21 protein-coding genes and 2 pseudogenes are annotated in these 20,377 nt (G+C 44.7%); 20 read left to right on the top strand and 3 right to left on the bottom strand.

Translation table 11 applies throughout. The features are described from left to right. The first annotated feature begins 35 nt into the window (after nt 1-35). From thiD to DMB88_RS25780, 6 genes and pseudogenes are all read left to right on the top strand, one after another. On the top strand, nt 36-848 hold the full coding sequence (gene thiD, locus DMB88_RS25805) for a bifunctional hydroxymethylpyrimidine kinase/phosphomethylpyrimidine kinase (protein ID WP_128103613.1): 813 nt from the start codon (nt 36-38) through the stop codon (nt 846-848). A gap of 240 nt (nt 849-1,088) precedes the next feature. After that, nucleotides 1,089-1,769: a response regulator transcription factor gene (locus tag DMB88_RS25800; RefSeq protein WP_128103612.1), complete on the top strand. Its 681-nt coding sequence runs from the start codon at nt 1,089-1,091 to the stop codon at nt 1,767-1,769. After that, a complete protein-coding gene (locus DMB88_RS25795; RefSeq protein ID WP_128103611.1) occupies nt 1,766-3,526 on the top strand; it encodes a sensor histidine kinase in 1,761 nt (586 codons plus the stop codon). The genes DMB88_RS25800 and DMB88_RS25795 overlap by 4 nt, the downstream gene beginning before the upstream one ends. A 21-nt stretch (nt 3,527-3,547) precedes the next feature. Continuing rightward, a pseudogene (pssA, locus tag DMB88_RS31565) lies at nt 3,548-4,027 on the top strand (CDP-diacylglycerol--serine O-phosphatidyltransferase); the annotation flags it as partial. Nucleotides 4,028-4,106: 79 nt separating this feature from the next. Further along, nucleotides 4,107-4,592: a DedA family protein gene (locus tag DMB88_RS25785; protein ID WP_128103609.1), complete on the top strand. Its 486-nt coding sequence runs from the start codon at nt 4,107-4,109 to the stop codon at nt 4,590-4,592. A 470-nt stretch (nt 4,593-5,062) separates the two neighbouring features. Then, nucleotides 5,063-5,653 (top strand): DUF6036 family nucleotidyltransferase, encoded by a 591-nt coding sequence (locus DMB88_RS25780; RefSeq protein ID WP_128103608.1) that lies wholly within the window; start codon nt 5,063-5,065, stop codon nt 5,651-5,653. A gap of 194 nt (nt 5,654-5,847) precedes the next feature. On the opposite strand, the gene DMB88_RS25775 is transcribed toward DMB88_RS25780, so the two are convergent. Then, a complete protein-coding gene (locus DMB88_RS25775) occupies nt 5,848-7,038 on the bottom strand; it encodes a cation:proton antiporter (RefSeq protein WP_128103607.1) in 1,191 nt (396 codons plus the stop codon). A gap of 372 nt (nt 7,039-7,410) precedes the next feature. Here DMB88_RS25775 and DMB88_RS25770 point away from each other — a divergent pair, with 372 nt between their 5' ends. From DMB88_RS25770 to DMB88_RS25750, 6 genes are all read left to right on the top strand, one after another. Beyond that, nucleotides 7,411-7,995 carry a DUF420 domain-containing protein gene (locus tag DMB88_RS25770; RefSeq protein ID WP_128103606.1) on the top strand — a complete coding sequence of 195 codons (585 nt, stop codon included), beginning with the start codon at nt 7,411-7,413 and terminating at the stop codon, nt 7,993-7,995. An 83-nt stretch (nt 7,996-8,078) separates the two neighbouring features. After that, on the top strand, nt 8,079-8,822 hold the full coding sequence (gene gpmA / locus DMB88_RS25765; RefSeq protein ID WP_128103605.1) for a 2,3-diphosphoglycerate-dependent phosphoglycerate mutase: 744 nt from the start codon (nt 8,079-8,081) through the stop codon (nt 8,820-8,822). Nucleotides 8,823-9,121: 299 nt separating this feature from the next. After that, the gene (locus DMB88_RS30375; protein ID WP_164848570.1) at nt 9,122-9,286 is read left to right on the top strand and encodes a hypothetical protein; all 165 of its coding nucleotides are present in this window, start codon (nt 9,122-9,124) and stop codon (nt 9,284-9,286) included. Between the two features lie 279 nt (nt 9,287-9,565). Further along, nucleotides 9,566-10,474, top strand: coding sequence for an aldo/keto reductase (locus DMB88_RS25760; protein ID WP_128103604.1), 909 nt, complete (start codon nt 9,566-9,568; stop codon nt 10,472-10,474). Nucleotides 10,475-10,604: 130 nt separating this feature from the next. After that, nucleotides 10,605-10,931 (top strand): thioredoxin family protein, encoded by a 327-nt coding sequence (locus DMB88_RS25755; protein ID WP_128103603.1) that lies wholly within the window; start codon nt 10,605-10,607, stop codon nt 10,929-10,931. 223 nt (nt 10,932-11,154) lie between these two features. Continuing rightward, nucleotides 11,155-11,337, top strand: a complete 183-nt coding sequence (locus DMB88_RS25750; protein ID WP_056693213.1) for a hypothetical protein — start codon at nt 11,155-11,157, stop codon at nt 11,335-11,337. Nucleotides 11,338-11,499: 162 nt separating this feature from the next. Here DMB88_RS25750 and bacA read toward each other — a convergent pair whose 3' ends face one another. Further along, complete coding sequence (gene bacA / locus DMB88_RS25745; RefSeq protein ID WP_082560308.1) at nt 11,500-12,309, bottom strand: undecaprenyl-diphosphate phosphatase; 810 nt, start codon at nt 12,307-12,309, stop codon at nt 11,500-11,502. A gap of 215 nt (nt 12,310-12,524) precedes the next feature. Here bacA and DMB88_RS25740 point away from each other — a divergent pair, with 215 nt between their 5' ends. The 5 genes and pseudogenes from DMB88_RS25740 (at nt 12,525) to DMB88_RS25720 (ending at nt 16,109) form a co-directional block, all read left to right on the top strand. Next, nucleotides 12,525-13,157, top strand: coding sequence for a TetR/AcrR family transcriptional regulator (locus tag DMB88_RS25740; protein WP_128103602.1), 633 nt, complete (start codon nt 12,525-12,527; stop codon nt 13,155-13,157). A 199-nt stretch (nt 13,158-13,356) separates the two neighbouring features. Further along, nucleotides 13,357-14,220 carry a substrate-binding periplasmic protein gene (locus tag DMB88_RS25735; protein ID WP_128103601.1) on the top strand — a complete coding sequence of 288 codons (864 nt, stop codon included), beginning with the start codon at nt 13,357-13,359 and terminating at the stop codon, nt 14,218-14,220. Nucleotides 14,221-14,251: 31 nt separating this feature from the next. Further along, a pseudogene (locus tag DMB88_RS25730) lies at nt 14,252-14,901 on the top strand (amino acid ABC transporter permease). A 17-nt stretch (nt 14,902-14,918) separates the two neighbouring features. Further along, nucleotides 14,919-15,665, top strand: coding sequence for an amino acid ABC transporter ATP-binding protein (locus tag DMB88_RS25725; RefSeq protein WP_128103599.1), 747 nt, complete (start codon nt 14,919-14,921; stop codon nt 15,663-15,665). A gap of 21 nt (nt 15,666-15,686) precedes the next feature. Continuing rightward, the gene (locus tag DMB88_RS25720) at nt 15,687-16,109 is read left to right on the top strand and encodes an OsmC family protein (RefSeq protein ID WP_128103598.1); all 423 of its coding nucleotides are present in this window, start codon (nt 15,687-15,689) and stop codon (nt 16,107-16,109) included. Here DMB88_RS25720 and DMB88_RS25715 read toward each other — a convergent pair whose 3' ends face one another. After that, complete coding sequence (locus DMB88_RS25715; RefSeq protein ID WP_128103597.1) at nt 16,110-16,532, bottom strand: carboxymuconolactone decarboxylase family protein; 423 nt, start codon at nt 16,530-16,532, stop codon at nt 16,110-16,112. Nucleotides 16,533-16,751: 219 nt separating this feature from the next. On the opposite strand from DMB88_RS25715, the gene DMB88_RS25710 reads away from it, so the two are divergent. From DMB88_RS25710 to DMB88_RS25700, 3 genes are all read left to right on the top strand, one after another. Then, nucleotides 16,752-17,210, top strand: a complete 459-nt coding sequence (locus tag DMB88_RS25710; protein WP_128104612.1) for an Lrp/AsnC family transcriptional regulator — start codon at nt 16,752-16,754, stop codon at nt 17,208-17,210. A gap of 125 nt (nt 17,211-17,335) precedes the next feature. Further along, on the top strand, nt 17,336-19,126 hold the full coding sequence (locus DMB88_RS25705; protein ID WP_128103596.1) for a sensor histidine kinase: 1,791 nt from the start codon (nt 17,336-17,338) through the stop codon (nt 19,124-19,126). Then, entirely contained in the window at nt 19,119-20,372 is a 1,254-nt protein-coding gene (locus DMB88_RS25700) for a response regulator (protein ID WP_254438348.1), read from the top strand. Before DMB88_RS25705 ends, DMB88_RS25700 begins: the two co-directional genes overlap by 8 nt. Nucleotides 20,373-20,377: the final 5 nt, after the last annotated feature.

The following is a 20,377-nucleotide window of genomic DNA, read 5'->3' as shown; positions in this document are numbered from 1 at the left end:
ATGTCAACTGAGACATGAAGGAGAATGCAACTACCATGACGATTCCAAAAACTTTGACGATAGCTGGTTCAGACACAAGCGGCGGTGCAGGAATTCAAGCCGATTTGAAAACTTTTCAGGAGCTAGGTGTGTACGGGATGACCGTATTGACCACTGTAGTGGCAATGGAGCCTGAAACGTGGGATCACCAGGTATTTCCTGTTGAATTAAATGTAGTGGAAGCACAACTTCGTACGGTTCTAGACGGTATCGGATTTGATGCCATGAAGACGGGCATGCTGGGTTCTGTAGACATTATTGAGCTTGTGGCGAAACATATTCGTCGTAGCGGGCTTCCACAGATTGTTATCGACCCGGTAATGGTCTGCAAAGGAACGGATGAAGTGCTGCAGCCTGAAAATACAGAAGCGATGATTGAGTTTTTGCTGCCAGGCGCAGATCTCGTTACTCCGAATCTGTTTGAAGCTTCACAACTCGCGAAAAGTGGCCCAATTCGTTCGAAGGAACAGATGGAAGCTGCTGCATCCATTATTCATGACCAAGGGGCGAAACATGTCCTGATCAAAGATCGTGGTGTAATCAATCCGGGTAAAGCGATGGATCTTCTCTATGACGGTAAAAACTATGAATGGTATGAAGCTGATGTTGTTGGCTCTGGTTACACGCATGGGGCAGGATGCACAACCTCTGCAGCGATTACCGCAGGTTTGGCGCGCGGTCTGACCGTGAAAGAGGCTGTTCGTGAAGGGAAAGCCTTTATTACCAAAGCGATTGCGGGTGGATTCCCACTGAATCGTTTTGTTGGCCCGACACTGCATGCGGCACACCGCCTGGAGCATCAACGTTAATTCGCGACAGGTGCGATTCATGCCAGAGACGATAAGTCTTTAAATTTCATGGTGGTTGTCAATGAGCGGTGAAAGGCTCATTGATGGCCACCTTTTTGTGTTATTTTTTAAAAATAGTAACATTTGGTATGGGTTAGGCGTATATATCATGGCACAAACAGCCTTTAAGAGGAAGTTGGACACATGAACGACACACCGAATCGTTATGTTATTATCAGAAATTAAAAAGGAGAGTCGGCCATGGTCAGAACAGTGCTTCTGGTGGAAGACGAAAGCCGCATTCGTGAGATTGTGGCCGATTATTTTATAAAAGAACAATGGAATGTCCTAGAAGCCGAGCACGGATTCGAGGCACTTGAACAGTTAGAACAGCATGAAGTGGATTTGGTTATTCTAGATGTGCTGATGCCGGAGATGGATGGATGGACACTTTGTGGTCATATTCGATCTCAATCGACCGTACCTATTATCATGCTGACTGCGCGATCGGAGGATGATGACAAGATTCACGGTTTCCAGCTGGGCGTGGATGATTATGTAACCAAACCGTTCAGTCCTCGTGTACTTGTGGCTCGTGCAGAGACATTAATGAAAAGGGTCGAAGGTGCCGTTAGTAAAGATCAGAGCGTCATTCGCTTTGGACACGTAACATTGGATCCTTGGGGGAGAAGGCTTGAGCGAAACGGGGTAGAGATTGAATTGGCACCGAAAGAATATGAACTATTACTCTACCTAACTCGAAATCAGGGGCTTGTGTTATCCCGTGATGCAATACTAAACCGTGTATGGGGCTATGATTTTGATGGGGATTCACGGGTGGTTGATACACATATTAAGAAACTTCGTAGCAAGCTTGGTGAAGAAGCCAAATGTATCCGAACGGTAATTGGTACCGGCTATCGATTTGAGGCTGAGGCATGAGACGTACGGGTGTAACGATGAAGCTGTTTCTGGTGATGGCGGGGTTCTTGCTCCTACTGTACGGAACCACGGTGATTGCTCAGCTCGTATGGTTCCCGGATTTCTACCAACACCAGAAGATTACCAGCATTAAGAAAAAATTGTCGAGATTTGAACAACAGTATTCCACAGGGCATTGGAATGATATACAACTGGCGAAGGAAACCGGCAAATTCATGCGTCAGAACCAGTCTCATCTGGTCATCCTGACCAACACTGGCAAGTTAGTAAATGACCCATTTCACATTACGTTGCTGCAAGAGGATGGTTCTGAGGTCGAGGTGTCGCTGTCCCTTTTTATCAACAGTGAAAATGCGGGCTGGATTGCTTCCCACCTGAAGTATGGACAGCAATTAACCGTAACGGGATCAGCTAATGGATTGCATGAACCGATGATCTATCCTTTCAAGATCAAAGACAACAACACTTCGGTATGGGGTACAGGGAGCTTCGAAGAATTGAATGAACCTGTGCAGGAGTGGTCTGGCATATTGACGAAGGTCGTTCTTCCCAACCTGGGGACATGGAGTCAGCGACAAGGTTTGCTTGTGCAAGCATTGGATAGTTTCTTCCCCCTATCATCAGAGAATCAGCTTAGTCTGAAGAATGGGAAGATGTTAAATCAGGAATGGACGGATAGCTGGAGTGGAGTACGAAATGTAATCGCCATAGCTCCGGTTCGTAATGCTGAATCAGGGGAACAGCAGCTCATTTTCTCGCTGACATCTCTGCAGGAGATGCGTGAAGCCAATGAAGCGACAAGGTTATTCTATGGGTATTTCGGAATTGCTGCATTTGTACTCATCCTGTTCCTGGCGCTGCTACTGTCGCGTATTGTTACGAAGCCTTTATTGGCACTGAATCATGTTGCGAAGAAGATGTCAACGTTAGACTTCACTGTAAAATCACCCATTCGGCGTAATGATGAGATCGGTAGTTTGTCTGAAAGTCTGAATGCTCTATCAACGACACTTGGACAGACGCTGGAGGAACTAAGGCAGGCGAACAGTCAGATGCGCACAGATATGGAGATGAAGCAGCGAATTGAGAAGCGACAGCGTGAATTTTTCGCAGATGCTTCCCATGAACTCAAAACGCCAATCAGTATTATTAAAGGATATTCTGAAGGGCTGAGAGATGGTGTAAGTGAGAACAAACGTGAACGATACATCGAGATTATTGCAGACGAAGCTGTAAAAATGGAAACGATGGTTGAAGAGATGTTGGATCTTGTTCGGCTAGAATCGCAAGCTATTAAGTTGAATACCGATGCAGTAGCTCTCGGAGATATGATAGAAGATATTGCTGGACGTCTAAGTCCACAATTGAAGGGAAAAGAATTACATGTCGTGTTGGTCTCTACAACAGAGCAGACGGTTGAGGGAGATCGAAGTAAGCTGGAGCAAGTGATCTACAATATGCTGATGAACGCGATCCGCCATGCTGTACCGCAATCAGATATCTTGATTGAGATCAGCCGATTGGAAGGGCAGGTTCGGATCTCCATTGAGAACAAAGGTGAAGGGATATCGGAACCTGAACGTCAGAATATATGGGAACGATTCTACCGGGTAGAACGTTCGCGTAATCGCAAAATGGGGGGAACCGGGCTGGGCCTGGCCATTGCGAAGCAGATTCTAGATCTACATGGATGTCGTTATGGTGTTGAAAACACACCAGACGGAGTCCGCTTTTACATTATTTTTCCTAATGCTTAGTTAGAAAGGGAGTTAAGTCTTATGAAATCTTTGCCATCTATTTTAACCTTGGGTAATTTAACTTCGGGTATGCTGGCAGTCATTATGGCAATTCATGGGGAGTTTGCACTTGCTGTAACGCTGATTTGGGTTGCGATGTTCTTTGATTTGTTTGATGGTTATGCTGCTCGTAAATTGCACTGTGAAGGGGAATTTGGTAAAGCACTGGACTCCCTTGCTGATGTGATCTCATTCGGTACAGCTCCAATATTGATTCTGTATCTGAATGTTATGAACGGAGGAAGTATTTTGGGGATGGCACTTACAGCTCTGTTTCCGATCTGTGGTGCTCTCCGACTGGCACGCTACAACTGCCAGAAGACAGCGAGTCATGGTTTTGTCGGTATGCCGATCACATTTGCGGGCGGTCTGATGTCCTTTTTCGCTCTATGGAGTCCTTATTTTACTCTTGGTGTAGCCTATCTCGTCATCGTAGTGTTATCTGGTCTAATGGTTAGCCAAATTCGATTCCCTTCTCTCAAACAGGTGTTGACCCTCAAGAGAAGGATATCGTGGAGCCGAAATAAGGAGCGAGTCAGTGATGGAATTTGCAAAAGAATTTATTGGTCAGTACGGCTATTTCGCAATCTATGGACTACTGGCTCTGGGTGTAATCGGTATGCCTATTCCGGACGAGGTGATGATGACATTTGTCGGTTATCTTGCCTCGATCTCGGTTTTGAATTATTCAGTAAGTATTGTTGTCAGTTTTGGTGGTGCGTTCACCGGTGGACTACTCAGTTATATGATTGGTAAGAAGGCCGGAAGGCCGCTAGTCGTGAAATACGGTAAATGGGTGGGGGTAAACGCCAAACGGCTGGGAAGGGTAGAATCCTGGTTTATGAAGTATGGGTACTGGTCGATCATTCTAGGCTACTTCATTCCCGGGATTCGTCACCTGATGTGCTGCTTCTCAGGAATCAGTCGTATGGCTATGGGGAGATATATCCTCTTCTCCGGCATCGGTGCATTTCTGTGGTGCGTCGTGTTCATATCGATTGGATTCTATGTTGGTGTGTTGACTTAAAATCGGACAGCCTGTCGGCACGATGGGCAAGCTAAGCTAAAGACCTTTTGTGTGCGAAGGGGTCTTTTTTTGTTTTTTTAAATACAATTGATCAATAAACTGAAAACTAAAGCAAACCCATTATAATGAATATGTATTTGGTTTATAATAAACATATAAACATAAGTATATGTAGAAGGACTTTTGGGTACTTTCAAAAAAGCAAAAGATTATCAGTATAAACTACCATATAAAAGTGGGGAATTTAAGGGGGCTTCATATGAGGAAATTATCGGATGTACTAAAGGGTACAGAAAGTTCTTCTAGGTTCTTTATGTCCGGTACGTTTATGGAGAAGCAACCTGATACCAAACCAAGAGATAGACAACAACGTGAAATGCTTATAATGACCGATATTAAAATAATCTCGAATAGACTGGGAAAGTCAAAGCTTATGAGAGACGGCAAGCTCATAAGAGTAGGTGATCAAGTTGAGAAATTTAGAATATCTGTATGAGGCTACAAAAGCAACTCATGATCTGTTTGAACGTAGATTAAAGATAGTAGCTATTCTAACAAAAATGATTGAAGAAGAGCATGGTACCGTTCCCGTAATAGTAGGTGGATCAGCTGTAGCTATCTATTCTCAAGGGCTGTATGCCACAAATGACACTGATTTAATTTTGTTGTCGTATGTTGATGTACAACCATACATGTTAGAATTGAAATTTAATAAATTTGGTAAAGATTATTACAATAATGATCTTGATGTTCTCGTAGAATTTCCTTCAGGAAATTTAGCTGGTAGTCCAGAAAAAATAACAGTTCATGAAGTATGGGAAAACTATCCTGTCTATATTCTAGGTGTTGAAGATCTTATATTAGATCGAATCAATTCTCATGTTTCTACTAATGATACGGGTTCCAAAGAATGGGCACTTAGGTTGATGGGAGCTTTATACGATAGCATTGACTGGTCATATATTCATAAGTTTGCTCATGAACAAGAAGTTCTTCAGACGCTAGAGAAATTTCAAAGAACAGTTAAACGTTATAGGCGAAACCTTGATAAATTATTCTAAATAATGATGTATTTCTTTGATAAAGTTTTTTATAAAATTGAAAATAAAAAACACGCTCAAACCTTAACTTGTAATTAAGGAGAGCGTGTTTTTTAATTGTTATTAATAAATGACAGCTTAAATTAATTAAAATGTAAACTTAAGCAACCTTGCTGTTCCCAGCGTATGTGGTGCCCCGATCAAGACTCAATCGTTTATCCAGAAATATTGGGATCTTGAATCTCCTGTTCAATCCGGCGTTCGCCCTTTTTGCGACTAAACGTGATTTTGAGCAGTGGTGGCGTCACCAAGGTCGTAATAATAACCATAATTACAACACTGGTGAAATACTTGGAATCCAGCAGCCCAGAAGCAAGCCCTGTTGAAGCAATAATAAGTGCAACTTCTCCCCGAGATATCATACCTGAACCTATAGCTAGGGACGACTTGCGATCAAACCCAGTGAGCAGAGCACCAGCTCCACCGCCGAGCAGCTTCGTTACAATGGCGATCAAACTGATTACGACAATAAACCCAATTTGGGAGCCAACTCCGTCAAATTGTACATTCAGCCCAATACTCACGAAGAATACAGGAACAAAAATACCGTAAGCAATCGGTTCTAGCTTGGTCTCCACTTCATGCTTGAAGCTTGTTTGGGAAATAGCGATTCCAGCAGCGAATGCACCGATGATACCAGCAACGCCCATCCATTCTGCAAAGTAGGAGAATCCGAAACAGATGATTAGCCCTGCTGTAATGACGGTTTCGGTTACCTTGAGCGGTTCCATCCACTTCATAATTCGTGGAACCAGGAACCATCCGGCAGCGATGATCATTACGAAGAACAATAACTTCTTACCAATAAGTAGACCAATTGAAATGTCCCCCGCACCTGTTCCAAGCAAGCTCATCATGACAGCCAATAACACAACAACCAGTACATCATCTACAACAGCTGCTCCCAGAATCGTCGTTCCTTCACGTGAACTGAGCTGATTCATGTCCTTCAACGTTTGCACCGAAATACTCACCGAGGTAGCACAGAACAGAAGTCCGAAGAACAGAGCATGGGTCTGGGACATGCCAAAACCAACAGCCGCTCCATAACCACCGATAAAAGGAAGGATTACTCCACCTACAGCAACTGCAAATGCCGACTTCCAATTTTTCTTCAATTGATCTAGATCCGTCTCCAAGCCTGCGATGAACATCAATAATAGTACTCCGATCTCGGCCATATAGTGGATGAAATCGGATTTGGGTACCCAGTTCAGCAGAGCAGGTCCAAGGATAACACCGACGATTAATTTCCCGAGCACCGATGGTTGACCTAGCCTTACGGATATGTGACCCGCGAGTTTGGTGAAAATTAGAATCAAAGCAAGAGATAAAATAAATTCCATACATGTACTCCTCTCCGACAATAGCATTTATAGGTTGCCTCACCAAGGCGGCTTCATACCAGCGTATAAACAAAAAAATGGCATGTTAGGGCAGTGATAACCGCACCCTGACATGCCATTAGAAGACAAGAAGGGGCCTTGGTGACAGGCTCCTCCTTGTTAAACGCGTATGTGATTAATAACATTAATTATAACAGGATTACAGTCTACGGTAAACAAGCAGCACCCTGCATTCATTAGAATCTACGGCATGGGGCACCATAACATCATGTGGTGGACATTTTTGTTCAGAGTGTTGTCACTTAACAGCCGACAAATGCCGAGATATAATGACATAGAACATAGAAGTTAGGATATGAGGAGGATTTTACATTGGGCAAACAGGCCAAAGGGGACCCGAGCAATCAATCGAACCAAATTACCCCGACCAGTAATAAAAATTTTGCAGGTATTATCATCACCATTTCCATTCTCGCCAATGTCATTATTTTATTGTTGTTCTTCGCGCCATCGATCGGCTATAAGGGAAGTGTCGACTTTGATATTACCATACTGCCGCGTTTTAATGCTGTATTCAACAGCTTCACCTTCATCTTCTTGTTAGCGGCACTAATTGCCATTATCAAGCGAAATGTGAAATTACACAAACGGTTTATTATTGCTGCATTTTCGACGACCATGTTATTCCTTGTAACGTATTTGTCATTCCACTACCTTTCCCCGGAAACTTCAAAATATGGCGGAGAAGGCATCATTCGTTCCATTTATTTCTTCATCCTGATTACGCACAGTATTCTGGCAGCGTTGATCGTGCCATTGGCTCTATTCACCCTGGTATGGGGCTGGACGAATCAATTGAAGAAGCACCGTAAAATTGCTCGTTGGACCATGCCGATCTGGCTGTATGTCAGCTCTACGGGTGTTGTAGTCTACCTGATGATGGCACCATACTATTAATGTCATAAACAATGTTCATTGAAGGATAAAGAATATCCTATAGCACTTGCGGGTAAAGGTTCCATGGAAGGAGGTTCACGGTCATGTATAGAGTTGTATTGATTCGCCATGGACAGAGTATGTGGAATGTAGAGAATCGCTTTACGGGCTGGACGGACGTTGATCTGACAACAGACGGGTACGGAGAAGCTCGTAAGGCGGGTAAGATCTTGAAGGAGCAGGGGTTTGATTTTGACTATGCTTATGCCTCTGTACTGAAACGTTCCATACGAACATTGGATATCGCATTAGATGAGATGGATCGCATGTGGATTCCTATTACGAAGACATGGAAACTGAACGAACGCCACTATGGCGCTCTGCAAGGGTTGAATAAACAACAGACCGCAGTCAAGTACGGGGAAGATCAAGTGATGGAGTGGAGACGCTCCATTAGCGTGTCGCCCCCGGCTCTAGATGAGACGGATGAACGGTACGTACAAGATCAGGACAAGTATGCCCGATTGGGCTGTACGATTCCTCGCACGGAGAATTTGCTGGATACCTCGAAGCGGGTTCTGGATTATTGGGACAACGAGATCAAACCGGTTGTATCGGCTGGTAAACGAGTGCTTATCTCGGCTCATGGCAATACGCTCCGTTCATTGGTTATGCACTTAGATCAGATGTCTGAGGCGGATGTCATGGCACTTAATATTCCAACGGGTATTCCGCTTGTCTACGAATTGGATGAGGATCTTCATCCGATCGGACACTTTTACCTGACAGCCGATGGTTCAACGTATAAGCATGAAGAAATGACTCATGTGGCTACACCATCAGATTGACGTCCAAAACGACCCCTGCATTCATATGTGGGGGTCTTTTTTGTGCATTTATCGAATTAACTTCATTTCATAAAATAACACTTTAGCTGGGTTTTAGATCAGGACAAGCTATGGATCATACCCATTCGATTAGCCTATATAACTACTTGCATAATTTATGTCTTAAGTGACACAGGAGAGAGATTCAACGTATTTTTTTTATTTAATCAATGGCTTATTCTGGACGTTTCGAATTCGGCACAACGGGTAAATTTCAAACAAGACACGATGTACATTTATCCTAAAAGGAGGAAGAACACATGTCTAAACGTAAAGGAATTATCATGACAGCTATTGGTGCAGGCGTAACGTATCTGATGAGGAACAAGCAGGCAAGGGATAAGTTATTTTCGACAGTCTCAGGCATGATGAAAGGCTCAAGCTCGTCTACTGGCAAAAGACCACAACGTATCGATATTAAATAGATCCAGCAAATTAACATGCAATGTCAAGCCCGGAGCTTCTTAGTCCGGGTTTTTGTCTGTTCACTTTACTTTCTGTTCGACGTTAGTTGCTGAGCTAGATGTTGAACTAAACATTTACACGATAACAGGGATCAAAGGTTATTCTGTCATCGGAGTGGCAAGTGTGAATATTCTTTAGCTCGACATATAGATGGTTACTTTTCAAAGGGCAGGATGCGATTTTTGCAATGAAGAATGATACAATGGATACTTGCAGAAATGTTGAGAGGTGGTGCACATATGAAAAAAAATCGTCTAGGTTCATCCGAACTGATGGTGGGAGAGATTGGTCTAGGATGTATGTCACTTGGAACTGATGTGGAGCCTGCTGTAGCCCTGATTCATGAAGCGCTGGATCTTGGTGTGAATTTGCTGGATACAGCGGATCTGTATGATGCAGGCCGCAATGAAGAGATCGTAGGACAAGCCATCAAGGGACGCCGGGATCAGGTGATTGTAGCTACCAAGGTGGGAAATCGCAGAATTCCGGGTCAAGAAGGTTGGGCATGGGATCCATCCAAGGCATATATCAAACAAGCGGTACATGACAGTCTGAAACGTCTCCAGACCGACTACATTGATCTGTATCAATTGCATGGCGGTACCATTGAAGATCCAATGGAAGAGACGATTGAGGCTTTTGAAGAACTTAAGCAGGAGGGGCTCATTCGCTATTATGGCATTTCGTCAATTCGACCTAATGTCATACGGGAATATGTGAGAAGAGCTCAGATCGTAAGTGTCATGAATCAATACAGCCTAGTGGATCGCCGAGCGGAAGAAGAGGTATTGCCGTTATTGGAGCATAAGGGGATCAGTGTAATCGCCCGTGGACCAGTGGCAAGTGGCGTGCTTGTTGATTCTGGCACAGCTAAAGTTGATAAAGGCTATCTGGACTATACGCCGGCTGAGCTTCACAGCATTCGGGAAACGCTGGGACGTTACGTGACAGATGGACGCAGCTTGACCCAAACGGCAATTCGTTATGCCCTGTCTCATCCAGCCGTAGCTGCAGTTGTACCCGGAGCAAGTTCTAGAGAACAATTGCTGCATAATATCGCTGCTTCAGCATCAGCACCACTCACAACGGCAGAGATCCAACAAATTAAGGAGTCGAATCCGGCTAACCTGTATAAGCAGCACCGCTGAGACGAGAAGTCCTATTTTCAAATGTAACCAATCAAGGTACAATGAAATAAAGTTAAAAAATGTACTATCCGGTTCAACTGCGCATAATACTGTTGTGGCTGAACATAAATAGACAAGGGAGAGGACACCTATGGAAAGAATTCAAAGTGAACAACAATATCGTGACACCATTAACTCCGACGGCCTGACGGTTATTAAATTCGATACGACGTGGTGCGTAGACTGCAAAAACCTGGATCGCTTTATCGGAGATGTAATTGACCAGCATGCCGACAAAACGTTCTATGCTATGGATGCGGAAGAATTACAGCCGTTAGCTGAGGAAAATGGTGTACGTGGGATTCCAAGCTTGCTTGTTTTCCAAAATGGCAAGAAAATCGCGCATCTGCACAGCAAATGGGCAAAGACGCCTGCTCAAATCTCGGAATATCTGACTACGTTGGAATCCAAAGTTTAACTAAAACGTAGCGTTTGGTTCTAAACGAATCTAAGCCAACATAGACACCTTCAATCATACCCATGATTTGAAGGTGTTTTTTTAATGTCCTACTCCAATTCATAACTTTCTATTGGTGTTCAGAATTTGTTTAGACCCTAGCAGTACAATGTTAATGCGACATAAGCTGAACACAGGTTCAACTCATGTAGTAAATTTAATACTGGAGTGAACAGAGATTACTATGAGCAAAGCTATTTTTCAAGAAATGCATCAACTGAGTCGTAATGATGAACTAAGATATCAATTATTGATGCGAGGAGTGAGAAGGCGGCTGGAGGAGCAGAAGCAGAATAGATATAATTTGATTGAGCAGATGAGATATCGGAAGAAATTAAGAGAAATTCAAGTGAAGCAGTGGTACTAGATATATAGGTTTACCCAAAGTAAAAAAAGCCTCTATGTCATCTATACATAGGACTCGATTTATTGGATTTAGCACAGAGCACATGTAACACATAAATAAAATGGCGGCTCCGTTCCAGAGGAACGTGAGACCGCCATTTATATTGCGCTACGATATTTGACTTTACATGAGAATGATAAAGAATACGGCTGCTAGAACGAAGCGGTAGACCGCAAACACCGTAAGACTGAGACGTTTCAGAATGGACAGGAATGTTTTGATGGCAAGCATCGCAACGATGAAGGCTGCGATAAAACCGATAGCGAAGATCGGGAAGTCACTGCCGTTCAAGTGATCGATACTTTTGTATAAATCATACCCTGTAGCACCAATCATGATTGGCACGGATACCAGGAACGTAAATTCGGCAGCAGCTACGCGGCTAATCCCTGCGAATAGGCCACCAGAGATCGTGGAGCCGGAACGGGAGAAACCAGGCCACAGCGCCAAAATCTGAAATAGCCCGACTACAAAAGCTTGTTTATACGAAATATCGTCTACATCATGGGTAGTGATGCGCTCACTACGGTGGCTCCAGCGTTCAGCTACAATCATCAGAACGCCCCCAATGACAAGGCTGTACAGTACCGTCTCAGGGCCGAATAAATGTGCTTTGATCCAATCCCGGAAGACAAGTCCAATGACTACAGCAGGAACCATAGCGAGAAAAATGTGTCCAAGGTTTAGACGGCGGGAATAACTACGTTTTCCCCCAGTGAAGCGGAACATGTCGATAAACTTGTTCCAGTACAACACCACGACTGCAAGTACAGCTCCGAGTTGAACAACCACCTCAAACGTTTTGACTGACTCGTTGTCCTCCGATAAACCCAGCAGGTGGGCGGTCAGAATCATGTGTCCTGTTGAGGACACGGGCAAAAACTCAGTCAAACCCTCGATGATGCCCATAATAATAGATGATATAAAGTCCAATTCTCTTCCTCCTTGAAATGCAGATGGCAGAAGTGAGCTGCCCTGCTACACAATGCCTGTCCTCTAGAACATGGCTATGCTCTATTATGATCAGAAATGCATACAACTTCAACTTCTCTCATGAATCTATTGTTTAAAACTATATTGACAAAAACCTAGTTATCCCATAGGATATACATTAACTGACTGACTGATCAATCGGGAGGGTTGAACGTATGAGTAAAGGTAACACTTTGGAACCTGGCGAAGACCGCCGGAACCAGATTATACGCATAGCACTAGAGCGTTTTGCAACGCAGGGTTATCATCAGACCAAAATTTCCGATATTGTTCGGGAAGCGGGTGTCGCTCAGGGAACCTTTTATTGGCACTTCAAAAGCAAGGAAGCCATCGCTTCCGAGATTGTACTTACAGGCCGAGAGAAACTTCTTGAAGCGATTGGACAAGGATACCGCAAGGATGCCGGGACGGTAGAAGATATGGTGAAGGCTTCGGAACGACTGTTTACCGATTTGTTCTCTTTTGCCGCAAACAATCGTTACTTCATGGAGTTGCTCCTCAAAGGCATCGTTACCGAAGATGCAGTTCGCCGTCTGGTGGAGGAGACACGCAATGCGGTGGAAACGGCATTTCGTCACAACATGGAGAGAGCCATGGAGCTGGGAATGTTGCCAAAATCGATGGATATTCCGCTCAGAGCAGCATTGCTTGTCAGCATGATTGAAGGCATGATCACGCGTTGGTTATTTGGTTCAGAGGATCTGCACAACGAGTTCTCTTCCATGACAGCATCGTCGCTCGCGGCGGAGGCAGCAAGCTTTGAATTTTACGGATTGTTAGGCACATGAAGTATTGCCTGATTCCGAAGCATTTATTTTGAAATAAGGATGAGCATAGGAATGGGAAAATAGAAGTACGCCCTACCACATGTTTCAGCCACGAGCAGGGAATAATGGGGATAACTACTGTATCGATCTGCATTAGGTACCACATATAACATGCTTCTGTATGCACAACCACATAACGACTTGAGAGGAAGAACACAACATGAATACTGGATTGAACATTCGTAAGAACAAAACTCGCAAAGGCTGGACGCTAACCGCGTTGCTTCTGATTACCGTGCTGGTACTAAGCGCTTGCGGCAGCAAAGCAACAACAGATAATGATGGAAATGCTGCGGCACCAGCGAGCAATGAACTGGAACAGATCAAGTCGGCTGGCGTTATTAAAGTAGGGATGATGGGAACGTATCGTCCGTACAACTTCCTGAATGATAAGAAAGAAATGGACGGCTTCGATGCGGATATCGCACGTGAGGTAGCGAAGCGTCTGGGAGTCGAGGTTGAATTTATATCCCAAGAGTTCTCTGGGCTGACACCAAGTCTGCAATCCAAAAAGCTGGACGCGATCATTAGCCAAATGACGATCACCGATGAACGCAAAAAGGCACTGGATTTCAGTGATCCGTACATTACCAACTCCGTGAAAATCATTGTAAAAGAAGATAACAGCGATATTACGACGTTAGAGGATTTCAAAGGTAAAACGATTGGTGTAGGTCTTGGTACAAACGATGAAACATATCTGCGTAATGAAGTGCTGCCCAAAGTTGGCGATTTCACGATCAAAACGTATGACGATGTCATCTCATCACTGAAAGACCTGGATGCAGGTCGTATTGATGCAACAATCAACAACTTGTATGCGCTCAAACCTATTGTCGATGCGAATGGGTTCAAGATCAAAGCTGTAGGCGAACCAATCAAGAGCGACCAAGCCGGAATCGCGGTTCGTAAAGACAACCCGGAACTGGTGGCTGCACTGAACGATGCGCTCAAAGGCATGAAGGACGATGGCACATACAATACTATTTTCAAAAAATGGTTCAATGAAGAGCCTGCGCAATAATGAACCTGCAAGGCGAAGGGAAGTCTGATCCATGGAACTTGATTTGATACTTGAGAATGTCCCCTTCTTTTTGAAGGGGCGTATTACACTCTTTATGTAACGGTAATTTCAATGTTTTTTGCCTTTATCATCGGGGTAATCGTCGCTGTAGCTCGTCTGAAAGGACCGATGTGGCTCCGGCTGATTGCCCGGTTTTATGTATCCATTATGCGAGGAACGCCGTTGCTCGTGCAATTATTCGTTATCTACTACGGGTTAGTGGACTACGGGGTAACCTTAGGCTCACTCACCGCGGCTTGTCTTGCACTCAGCTTGAATGCAGGTGCCTTTTTGTCTGAAACCTTCCGTGGAGCGATCCAGGCTGTTCCCAAAGGACAGACAGAGGCAGCATATGCAACAGGCATGACACCTGCTCAGACGATGAGACGTATTGTGTTCCCGCAGGCTGTCCGGATTGCTATCCCACCGATGGGTAATACGTTTATTGGGATGTTGAAGGAAACGTCCCTTGTGGCCGCAATCGGGGTAACCGAGCTGCTTCGTTCGGCACAATTACTGGTCTCTCAATATGCGCTGAACATGCCGTTTTATCTAGCAATCGGTGTGATCTACTGGATTATGAGCATCGGCTTCTCGGCCATTTTGGAACAAGTGGAGCGTAGGCTCGCTCGGGCTTACTGATCGAAGGAGGAGAACCGATGATTACAACGACAGGGCTTAGCAAGCGCTTTGAGAACAATGAAGTACTTAAAAATATAGATTTACACGTGAACGCCAAAGATATCGTTGTACTGCTTGGACCAAGCGGTTCAGGCAAGAGTACATTGCTTCGCTGTTTGAACGGTCTGGAGCAACTGTCTGGTGGACGAATCGAAGTGAATGGTACTGTGGTCGACAGTGCTGATTCTCTGCGTGTACAGCGTGCGAGAGTATTAGAAATACGTCGTCAGACGGGCATGGTATTTCAGCAGTTTAACCTCTATCCGCATAAGACGGTACTCGGCAATGTGATGGAGGGGCTTGTCACCGTCAAAAAGATTAAGCGTGATGAAGCAGCCGAACGAGGCAAGCTCTTACTTGATCGTGTGGGTCTTTCGGATAAGCAGGATGCTTATCCTTCCCGTTTATCCGGTGGACAACAGCAACGTGTTGCTATTGCTCGTGCACTCGCGATGGAGCCTGAGGTGATGCTGTTTGATGAACCTACATCGGCACTTGACCCTGAGCTCGTAGGTGAAGTGTTGTCTGTTATGAAAGAGCTGGCTCAGGAAGGCATGACGATGCTTGTGGTGACCCATGAGTTGAAGTTTGCCCGCAATGTAGCGAACAAAATCGTCTTCATGGCTGACGGATCGATTGTGGAGGAAGCAAGCCCTAAGGCGTTTTTTGAACAACCTGAGCAAGAACGCACACGCAAGTTTTTACAACAAATCACTGAATTTTAAATATGAAAGAAGGATAACATCATGAATGTAACTACGGTATGGAAAGGCAAACGCGCGTTTACGTCAGAAGGACCATCCGGCTACGCTGTAGGTATGGATGCAACGGCTGCTTATGGCGGAGATAGCCAAGGAGCTACACCAATGGAATTGCTGCTGGCAGGTCTTGGCGGCTGCATGGGCATTGATATTACGATGATTCTGGACGCTTTTCTGGACAAGATTTCATCGATTGAAATTGAGGCACAAGGTACACGTAGTGAAGGGATGCCAAAAGGCTTTACTTCTATTGATCTGGTCTTCAAAGTCGATGGAGATATCCCGGATTACCGGATCTGGAAAGCGATCCAGATGGCAGAAGAGAAATATTGCGCGGTATCCGCTTCACTAAGTGCAGACATTCATCCGCAATTGATTCTCAACGGTGTAGAGACACCACGTCCATAATTACTCGGATTCATTCGGTGCCTCAAGCTGAAGAGCCGCGCCGAACCATTGGGATGCAATCGCAAAACAGATCCAGGCACATAGCTCACTGAGCTGAGCGTCGGTAAAATGTTCACGTAGAACGGGGAAAACGGCAGAGTCCACATTGCCACCCGTCTGAATAAATAACTCCGCAAGTCCGGTCGCCATACTGATGGCGGCCTCTTCGGGTTTCGGATCAGGAGTCCCTTTGGCACGACAGTACATGCAGCCGTTCCGATGAGCGAGTGTGCGCCGTACCTGCTCTTTGAGCTCGGCTGATAACAATTTGTCCGCAGCTAGGGTATCTCCCAATGCGTTCCAGTGCAGCATAATCGATGGATTATGACCAAGTAGGCGTTGAAATGGCGTGTCTCCATGAGATGAATAAGAAATCATAGGCATACGATGCGATCGCTCCTTTAGAGAAGTTTGGGTATACATAGCAAATGTAATAATAGAGGTAACGCAAAAAGTTTTGCTTTTGAATACTCACTAATCATGACTAAATTACCGCTGTAACTAAATTTTATCGTATGGTTGGAAGTGCCCTCCACTGCAAATGATTGCAAATGTATGATAATCTAAGACAAATGTCTTGAAAAAAGGAGCATGGGTAGACAAATGGACCTGGATCGCACAGATTATCATATATTGAGAAAGCTTCGGGAAGATGCTCGTCTGTCCATACGGGAATTAGCAAGACAGGTTAACTTATCTCCTTCCTCAGTGAGTGAACGAGTACGCAGGCTGGAGGACGAAGGCGTCATTAAGGGATATCGAGTGGATATTGATCGAGCCAAGCTGGGATGTACGGTGCGGTGTATGATTGAGGTAACCTTACGCAACGGCGAGCATGAACGCTTCGCTGATTATATTCGTCAGTTGCCTTGGGCAGAGTTTGCATATCGGGTGGCAGGCAAGGCATGCTTCATGGTCATGTTGTGCACACCGAGTATGGCCGAGGTGGAAGCCTGTATAACAGAACTGACTCCATACGCTGTCACGGTGACCCATGTGGTCTTTTCCGAGGTGCAGCTATCAGATCTTATTTTGAAGACTGAGCAACTTTCTTCAGGTTGAAAAGTAAGATTAAGCCCTGATTAGGGCTTTTTCCGTGGTATGATAAGATATATAAGAAGGTGAGGTTGCCGTAAGCCTGCCCTTATATATGTAAGCGCTTGTACAAGATGACGGAAGGTGCAGACATGTTAAAGAGGTTAATACAAATATCGAACAATCTCAAAATGAAGCATAAATTGCTGATCTCCTACGTACTCGTCGTCATGGTTCCGGTCTTGATCGTTGGTCTGGCTGTCACGGCATATTTCCGCCAACAGGCGCTGGATAATGCCATCGAACAGACCATTAATAACGTGGACAAAATCAAGAGTCAAACTGCTACGTTGCTGCGTGTGCCAACAGATATATCCAACATTCTAATGTTCAACAAGGATCTGGAGAAGATCGTGAACACAAGATATGAATCGGTGATGGAACTGACGAGAGCGTATTTGGCATATAAGGATTTTGAGGAATACAAGCGTCAGTACCGTGAGGTCGCGGGCATTCGTTTCTATTCGACCAACCCAACGTTAATTAACAATCTGGAAATTATTCCGGTGGATCAACAAACGAAGGATAGCTACTGGTATCAGAAGGCGCTCACTTCAACCAGCATCGGATGGTTCTACATCCCTAACAAGGAAGACAATCCAGTACACAAACTGAGCTTAGTTCGTAAGGTTCCCTTTCCCGAATACCGAACCGAAGGCGTTCTTATGATTGGGATTAATCAGGATGAATTGAATGAGTTATTGCGCCAAGAACCGTTTGAGACGCTAATCACGGACGAGCAGGGTTATATCGTTGCAGCCAAAAATACGGAGCTAGTAGGTCAAACGCTGAACCAGCTTGATTTTGGTATCGATCTTCAGAATCAAGCAAAAGGCACGTTGGAGGCTGACTTCCAAGGAGAACCTTCCAACATTGTGATTGATGAACTGAACCCTATGTACAGTATCAATAGCCTGAAGGTCATTTCAGTGTTTGCGACCAAAAATATAGTGAAGGACGCCAATAAAATTAGCTTGATCGGTATGAGCTTTATGATACTGGTGCTGGTGATTGCACTGTTGCTGGTGTATATCATCTCATTCCTCACGTCTAACCGCTTGCTGCGGCTTAGTAGACATCTGAACAAGCTTGCGCTAGGAGATCTGAATGTCACGTCACGCATTGACGGCAATGATGAGATTGGACAACTTTCTAGACAATTTAATTATATGGTGAAAAGTATTAATGATCTGATGACCCAGGTTGTGGAAACCTCTGAGCAGAATACGCAATTGGAAATCGCCCAAAAAGAGATTAAACTGAAAATGATGGCAAGCCAGATCAATCCTCATTTTTTATTTAATGCCTTGGAATCGATCCGTATGAAAGCCCATATCCAAGGAGAAGCGGAGATCGCCAATATCGTGCGGTTGTTAGGCAAGCTCATGCGCAAGAGTTTAGAGATTGGTAGCGGCAAAACAACCCTTAAGGCAGAACTTGAAATGGTTCGTTCTTATTTGGAAATTCAGAAATTTCGTTATGGTGATCGTCTCGCATTCGTCATTGATATTCATCCAGAGGTAGAGAAAATCTCCATACCTCCATTAATCATCCAACCCCTTGTGGAGAATGCCATCGTGCATGGTTTAGAGAATAAAGAGGGTACGGTGCGTGTGAATATTAGCATCTATCCGATGGATGAGGCAATTCAGGTTCATGTAAAGGACGATGGAGCCGGCATTACCCCAGAACGGTTGGTTGAGGTTATGCAGTTCATCTGTGGACCTGAGGAACAGGAGAAGAGCCGAATCGGTCTACGTAATGTACACCAGCGGTTAACGCTGACTTACGGCGAGCCTCATGGATTACAGATCAAGAGTGTGTACGGGGAAGGAACAGAGGTTTCTTTCACCTTGCCAGCAGGAGGGAACCAGAATGTATAGAGTGTTTTTGGTAGATGATGAACCCAGTATTCGAGAGGGATTAACGACAATTATTAACTGGGAAGAATACGGATTTCAAGTGATCGGAACCGCAGCAAGCGGTCGTGAAGCGATAGAACGTTTTGACGAGCTGAGGCCAGATCTGACGATTATTGATATCCGGATGCCTGGCATGACGGGATTAGATGTCATTGAAGAAGTTCGCCAGCAGCATGGAAATGCACATTTTCTCATCTTGAGCGGGTATGCGGATTTTGATTATGCCAAAAAAGCGATCAGCTTCGGTGTAGATGGTTATCTGCTTAAACCGGTAGATGAGGAAGAAATCATTAGCGAGCTTCAACGTATATCTGTCGTATTGAAACGGGAGCGTGAAACACATGCGCGACATGCGGGTGAGGATACAGCATACCGTGAGCATCAGATTGAAGCGCTGCTTTTTGATAATCAGGAAGGTACTGGCACTATTGAAGAAGATACACTCGGGCTGAAGTGGCCTCAATATCAGATTATTTTGTTGGAGATTCATGCTTCACCTGATTTGCAACGAGGGAGTGCTCTTAAGCGCAAACTGGTTGAAGCCTTTGACCAGCAACAGCGGGGTATCGTATTTTCGTTCCATTCGGGGTTAGGGCTGTTGTACAAAGAAGCGGTTATTTCTATTGGCGGAGCCCGTGATCTTCATAATGAACTGAGTAGTCTATTAGAGGAATGGAATATTTACATGTATGTGGCGGCAGGTCAACCTGTTTCATCTACAGTAGAGATTGCTAAGTCCTACCGTCAGGCCAACGCTATGTTGGCTGATCGGTTCTTGTTCTCCGAAGAACGAATGATGCTCTGGAATGATCAGGTCATTGGTGAGAAACACATCAATTCAATCGAGGGTTCCGAATCAGACGGTTTTGAACCAGATGAAGCTGAACTTGCGGACAAACTGTATTATGCACTCGATATTCGAAGTCATGAATCGGTGATGAGGGTTCTGGCCGAAATGCAGGATCGGATCGTGCCGTATCATCGGACAGAACAAGCAATCAAGACCGCGTTCTCCCAAATATTCTCTTTGGCGATCAATAAGCTTGCTGCTGCCAATCAACAGATGCAGTCTATTCTGCAGGAGCATTCAATATTAATTACTGAGGTGTATCATCAGCATACACTAAGGGATCTGCAAGTGATGGCTGCTGAGCATTTGAACCGGCTTACTCAGCGTATGGGTGGGGCAGTACGGATACGGTGTTGAAACAA

It is taken from the genome of Paenibacillus sp. DCT19 (assembly GCF_003268635.1).
In the GTDB taxonomy this organism is placed as follows: Bacteria; Bacillota; Bacilli; order Paenibacillales; family Paenibacillaceae; genus Paenibacillus.
Note: the sequence above shows the minus strand (reverse complement) of the source record. Positions and strands in the feature narration are given on the sequence as shown.